This is a genomic window from Acinetobacter sp. ANC 3832 (genome assembly GCF_002135415.1).
Lineage (GTDB): Bacteria > Pseudomonadota > Gammaproteobacteria > Pseudomonadales > Moraxellaceae > Acinetobacter.
The window spans coordinates 1-6,419 of the sequence record NZ_NEGJ01000030.1 but is presented as its reverse complement, the minus strand read 5'-3'; the positions used below and the strand labels follow the sequence as shown (position 1 = coordinate 6,419).

Sequence of the window (6,419 nt, the reverse complement as noted above, 5' to 3'; positions counted from 1 at the left end):
ATACGCTGTTGTTCTGATGAAAGTTGACGCTTGCTTGAACCAACTGGATTAGCTTCGCGAATCCATTTATCTAAGGTTGAATACCCTACACCTAATTTCTGGGCGATTGAAACTACAGACTCGTGTGAGTTTGAAAGCGCATAATCAATTGCTTACTGTTTAAATTCTGGACTAAAGCGTTTAGCCATTTTTACATCTCTAAAGTTAACGTTACGTTATCTTTAGAGGGACTATGTGTCCATTATTTTGTCTAGGATCATACGAGGCTATGACACAAAACAATGCGGTCAGGTCATTGCATCTCGGCAGGCGTATCCAGTGATTCCACCCAGAAAAAATGTAAAGCCTTGGAAAGATACAAAAGTTCATTCACGAAAGCGAAATGAACTACTTCGGACGGTTAAACGTTTCGGCAGGGCACTATGGAAAAAATGGTCAGGCTATTATCGTCGAAGTTTGGTTGAAACCAAGATCATGATTATTAAGCACTATTAATTCTTAAGCTATAATTATATTAACAATTTAGACTAGGTTTCAAAAAAAAGATAGTTTTCTCTGAATCCATATTTAAACTTAATATATTTCAAAGTAGCCACATAACTAAATTGGCTTAATTTAAAAATGAGCTCAACTAAATCAGGCATATCAAAATTTTTATTAACAATATATATTTCTGCTTTATTTAAGCTATATATTTCCAAAAAAACACCAGCATCAGTATTTTTAATATTAAAGCATGGTAAATCAGCTAAGTCTTCTTGTTGAGCAATAATAACTTCTTTATCCATTAAATTTTCACTATTCAAAAATGGATTAAGTGTAATACCATCTTCTTTGTTGAAATCTTCACCAGCTAAAATATAATAAAATTTATTAGACTCTGTTTGATACTTAAACTTTTTCCAAGGTTTATTTTTCATTAGTATTTTTTTCCATTAACAATTAGACCCTTCTTATATAACAAATGCACATTCTCTACTCCTCCTAGCTTATTCCAAGCATTCAAATGAGATGGTATTTCGGTTTTACCATTTTTATCATTAAATGAATGACCTGGCGAATCATCTCGCCAACCAGAGCAAGGATTATCTCCTCCACTATTCTTTCCAATTACACCATTACTATTACTCCATGTTCTCGGTCCACCTCGATAGTCTTGCCTACGTGTCGTTTTTGGTGCACTTGATAAGTTACCAGCAATTTCAGATGCTGCTTGCTTCGCTGCTTTATGCGACGGCATCTCATAATAATCAGATGTGATATGTTTTCCACCATATTTTTTTACAATCGCATCAACATTAACTTTTTTATTCAATTTGCATGCTGACAACCCTAAGGGATCCATCCAATCTATTGGATTTTGAGTATATTGATAATTATTATTCCCTCCCAACAACCCAATCGGATCTTTACTTATAAATCTCCCTACATAAGGCGAATAATATCTGTAGCGGTTATAATGCAACCCCGTTTCTTCATCGAAATACTGCCCTTGGAAGCGAATGTTGTTGCTTATAATTTCTGAGTTCTCAAAGAAATTAGATTTGTTTTTCTCAGCTCTACACTCCCCCCAAGCCTTGTATTGTGCCTTCCAAATGATTGCACCTGAGTGGTCACTCATTTCTTGTGGTGTACCTAAGTGATCACAATGGTAATACCAAACATCATTAAATCCTTTACTCTTCTTCGTTACTTTCCACAATGGATCACGATAAATGCTATAAGGCTTATTACTCCAATCTACACTCTGATGTACTTCTACCTCACCCAAATAAACAGCTTGAACAAGCGGAATAAAACTGCCACTTTCGTAAATATAGTGCTTTGTGTAATCTTCAGTAGATTCAAAAGCAACTGTATCTCCATCCCATCCATAAAACACATTCTGTTCAGCACCTGTATGATGGTGCTTACTACGTTTCTGAATACGACGACCTAGCGCATCGTAACGATACTCAGCTGTATATTCAGTATTACGGCTTTTCATCAAACGACCAAATACATCCCACTCAAGATGTAAATCACCCTGAGCGTTCTTTTGTCGAACGAGCTGCCCAAATTCATCATACTGATACTGCTGTTCTAAATATTCTTTGACGACGTTGTTAACCAGACGGTTGTAGCCGTAAGGGTTGTTTTCTGCATTTTGCGTAGTACGACTTTCAGAAGTAGTGCTATACGGATCAATAATATTATTGGCAGGGTCAAAACGAAATGTTTCCTTGCCTAATTTACTGGTTGCATCCAGTAAGCGACCAACAGGGTCATATTTATAAACAATATTCCCTCGTCGTGTATCCTGAATACCAGTGAGCTGTCCTGTTTTATCATATTGATATAAACGCTGAATTAACTGCTGAGTTTCGTTGATGGCATTATTCTGTTGTTTGCTTGGTGACTGATAGCCAAACTCATGACCATTGACAATTTTTTGTTGCGTTAAGCGTCCAATATCGTCATATTGCTGTTCTTGGCTAATTCCATTGGCATAGTGTCGTGCGATTTCTCTATGTAAATCATCACGCTCAAAGCTAACAACATCTTCACCATTTAAGATCAAGCTTTGAACATGGCCACTGCCATAAGTCAGCCAGTCGATATTTTGTCCATCAGGTCGAATAGTCTGAACTCTTAAATTCAGCTCATCATAAGCATGTTTCCAAACAGCTGTTTTATTAGTTTTTAAATCTTGGTGATGCTCACGGATTTGATTGCCGACTGCATCATAGAACCAATGTACTGCACTGTCTGCATTTCTCGCTAAAACAAGTTGTCCATTGCTGTCATAAGCAAACTCTTCTGTTTGTTGCTGTTCGACTTCATGAGAATCATAGCCATAACCAGCAGTACGTTGTTCTAAACGCCCCATGCTGTCAAAAATGAACTGCTGAATCCGGTCTTTTTGTGTAACTCGATCTTTTAAGTTATGACCATATGTAGATGCGATTTCAATACTGTTGCTGAGTTGTTTTGTTCTGTCATCATACTTATAGACTGTTTCTTTGCCATCAAAGTCAATTTCTTTGAGCAGACGCCCCATTACGTCGTAGAAAAATTCGTAACTTGCGCCATTTTCATTAATGAGTTTTTGCAGGCGACCAAGTCTATCCCACTTGTACTTGAGTTTATGACCTAGTGCATCTGTCCTAGATGTAATTAACCCAGACTCATCATACTCATATTGGGTGTGTTGTTGGTTCGAATCAAGGTGAGTAAGCAAGCGCCCTTCTGCATCATGAACAAAATGTTCTTCTGTACCATCTGCGTGTTTAATCTTTTCAAGTTGTCCAAAGGCATTGAGTGGCAAGCCCCTGATAGCAGATTCACGTTTTTCAGTGGTGAGTTCTGTATAGAAATATTCAATTTTTTGTTTTAACGCATTCTCGGCAAACTTGACTCGTCCACGTTCATCATAGCCCCATTTGGTTTCTTTCCCTGAACAGTCTTGATAACTGATTAAATTGCCTTGTTCATTATATTTAAATGCTTTTGCACCACCTTTTGCATCGGTAATATTAGTCGGCAACCCTTGAGCATTATAACTGTATGATGTTTCACGCTGTAATGGATCAATTTCTTTAGTTAATTGATCTTTATCATCATATTCATTTTTCCAGATTGCACCTTCTGAATTTTCAATTTCTACTGGATTACCATTTTCATATTTATAATGAACTGAACTACCATCAGGGTTAATTGATTCAAGCAGATCACCATCGTCGTTATAGCGGTAAATATAAACTTCACCAGTCGGTGTAAAATGTTGGGTTATTTTTGAATTACCATCACGAATAAACCACTCCTCCAATCCATCAGCATAGACAATCCGATAGTTATAGCCATGAATATTATAAAAATATGCAGTAACATGTTCTTCATGATCCATGACTAAGGTACATCGTTTATCATCTAACCACTCTAGGAATACTTCTTGACTACCATCATCAGCCCATTCATGGAATGCTCGTGCTTTGTGAGTTTCACCATCCCATTCCAAATTCATCGCTCGGTTGGTTAAATCGGTATAACGAGTAAGTAAGTGTTTATGATAAGAGTAGTGATACGATGCTTGATTACGTGTTGTTGCTTGTATTAAATCCCCATGTTGATCATACCTATAATTTGCTATTTCAAGCTGTTTACCATCTTGATTTAAAATCAGTTTTTCAATTTTTCTATTCTTTGTCTGCAAACATTCAATAAAAAATTCTAATTTTTTATCATTATAAAATTTTATTGTTTTTAATATGCCATCTTGATGTTCTAAAAGTACAGTACTTTGATCTGGCTTGGTGATTGCTTTAAGAATGTAGTGATCTTTATATTTTTCAAATAAATACTCTTCTTTATTCTTATATTCAATAATTAAATTATCATCTAAATTCGTGATATATAGATTTTCTATAACCGCCAAATAGGTTGTGTTTACCGCAAGTTTAGGTAAATGAATTTTTCGCCCAGTCTCATCAATATAATGAAACTCACTACCTTCTACAAATACTTTAAGCGTCCATGGTGTCAACCATCTTGCTCCAAACTCACTTTCATCATAGTAATCTAAATTAGAAGCATAACTGCGTGTTTGATAAATCCCTTTAGATGCAAGAATATCTGCATCTAAATGATTGAGAAACTCTGTACCTAATGAAAAACTGATACTTTTTTTACTGGCAACAGCACCACCACAATTACAAGGGTTAGGGTTTGAAATTGGTTTTTCGAGCTTTGTTTTTCCTTCTAATTCAGCTGCAGGCGCTGTTTTTGTTACCTTCACAGTCTTGTTTGGTTGAATGGCTGAGGTTTTTGCTTTTGGAAGAATTAATTTTTTTAAAAGTAATAAAAAATCTTTAATATATTGTTTCGCATGCTTCTTTATACCAGTTGCGGCTTTTAATCCTAGAGCAACAATTTTATTGCCCATTTGTATTATAAATTGTTTAGCTTCGGCGGTTAAAGTTGATAAAAGGATAGAAAGTTGTGCTTGCAATAAATCTCCTGCCATTCCTCTAGCTGAACTTGCTATTGCAGAGAAGAAATTTGCTATGGTTTTATCTGGATCACGTATTAAATTTGATGATGTCACTTTACTAAAAGATTTTGCTGCATCTTTTTTTGCGTTAGCATTTGCTTGATTGAGTGAAAAAGTTCCTTTGCCTAGGCTGATTAATCCACCACCAAAATCACCGGATAGCTTTGCTGAATAGTCTGCACAATCAACAACAAGTTTATCTAATCCAGTCGTTGCACCATCAATAAAAGTGGAGATTTCTCCTGCGAGTTTTGCATTGATACTCGATGCAATAACTTCTTTGATTGCACCTTCTATAGATTTTCCTGTTGCTTTAGCATTTCGAGCAGTCATAACGACTGGTCGAACTGTCATTCTTGCTGCAGCCATATTCGGAGGTATTGGAATTACACCTATTAAATTGATACATAAATCAACCCAATCCCACATATCAGGATTCGGGTTATCTACCAAACTGATCAATGATTCAACCGTATCGACCAACGCAATAATATTCCCAATTACAGGTATAACCCCAGCAACATTTGCTAAAGTACTCAAGCTTAGGCTTGGATGAATTTGTTGTAACCATGTATCAATGTTATTTGCACTGGCTTGTACATCTTTTGGATGAAATTCTCTTAAAGGGGCAACAACAAAACTCTCATAAACAAGATGTGTTACTTTTGCTGGCGTTTTAACTGTACCATTCATCATTCCAATCATTTGTAAATCTCTATATTAATTTTTTTATATTTTTTAAAGTGTTTAATGCATTATCATGCGCTTTTTTAATTTCAGAACCTGTTTTAACCATTTTTGATAATGAATTAAACACTTTTTCTGGATTAAATCCTTGTAACTGCTCTTCAGTTGGCCAATCCGATTTCAGCTTAAAATCACTACTTGGTGCCCACGGATCGCGCTGATCTCCTTCAAAAAACACTTTAACGGAGCCTGGTATAATCCCAGAAACGCGCGCAAATCCTTTATCATCAAGAACACCTTGATGTTCTTTACCTTGTACATCCACAACTTTAAACTTACCTTGTTTAATCGCTTCACCATGAATGTAATTATTAAACAGTTCTAATACACCTTTAGCATTATTTGACTTTAATACTTGTTGTGAAGCATTAACATGCGCACCACCTTGGAATATATGTTGTCCTGCATTGACTTGGAATTTACCCCCGGTCTTCGGAAAGATTCCCGAACCATTTAAGGTAAGCTGTGATGACGCACCTGTAATCACCACCTCTTTGGGACTACTGATTTCAATCCGATCTTCGGTCGAGCTAATTTTAATCCCCAGTTTCGCAAAGATATCTAAAGCATCTGACTGTGCCTGAACTTCAACTTTCCCTTGGGCAGCAATCGCTTTAATGCCACCTTGGGCGGCAAATAAACT

General features: G+C 36.2%; 3 protein-coding genes and 2 pseudogenes. 1 reads left to right on the top strand and 4 read right to left on the bottom strand.

The window, feature by feature from the left end:
* Positions 1–149 (bottom strand): annotated as a pseudogene (locus B9T35_RS18130) (IS3 family transposase); the annotation flags it as partial.
* 118 nt (positions 150–267) lie between these two features.
* Between B9T35_RS18130 and B9T35_RS18125 the strand changes: the two are divergent.
* A pseudogene (locus B9T35_RS18125) lies at positions 268–495 on the top strand (IS5/IS1182 family transposase); the annotation flags it as partial.
* A gap of 32 nt (positions 496–527) precedes the next feature.
* On the opposite strand, the gene B9T35_RS18120 reads toward B9T35_RS18125, so the two are convergent.
* The 3 genes from B9T35_RS18120 to B9T35_RS18110 all read right to left on the bottom strand — a co-directional run.
* Entirely contained in the window at positions 528–920 is a 393-nt protein-coding gene (locus B9T35_RS18120) for a hypothetical protein (RefSeq protein WP_086192681.1), read from the bottom strand.
* Complete coding sequence (locus tag B9T35_RS18115; RefSeq protein WP_228147195.1) at positions 920–5,734, bottom strand: RHS repeat-associated core domain-containing protein; 4,815 nt, start codon at positions 5,732–5,734, stop codon at positions 920–922. The genes B9T35_RS18120 and B9T35_RS18115 overlap by 1 nt, the downstream gene beginning before the upstream one ends.
* Positions 5,735–5,744: 10 nt before the next feature.
* The coding region (locus tag B9T35_RS18110) for a DUF2345 domain-containing protein (protein ID WP_139842056.1) at positions 5,745–6,419 on the bottom strand (675 nt) is incomplete at its 5' end.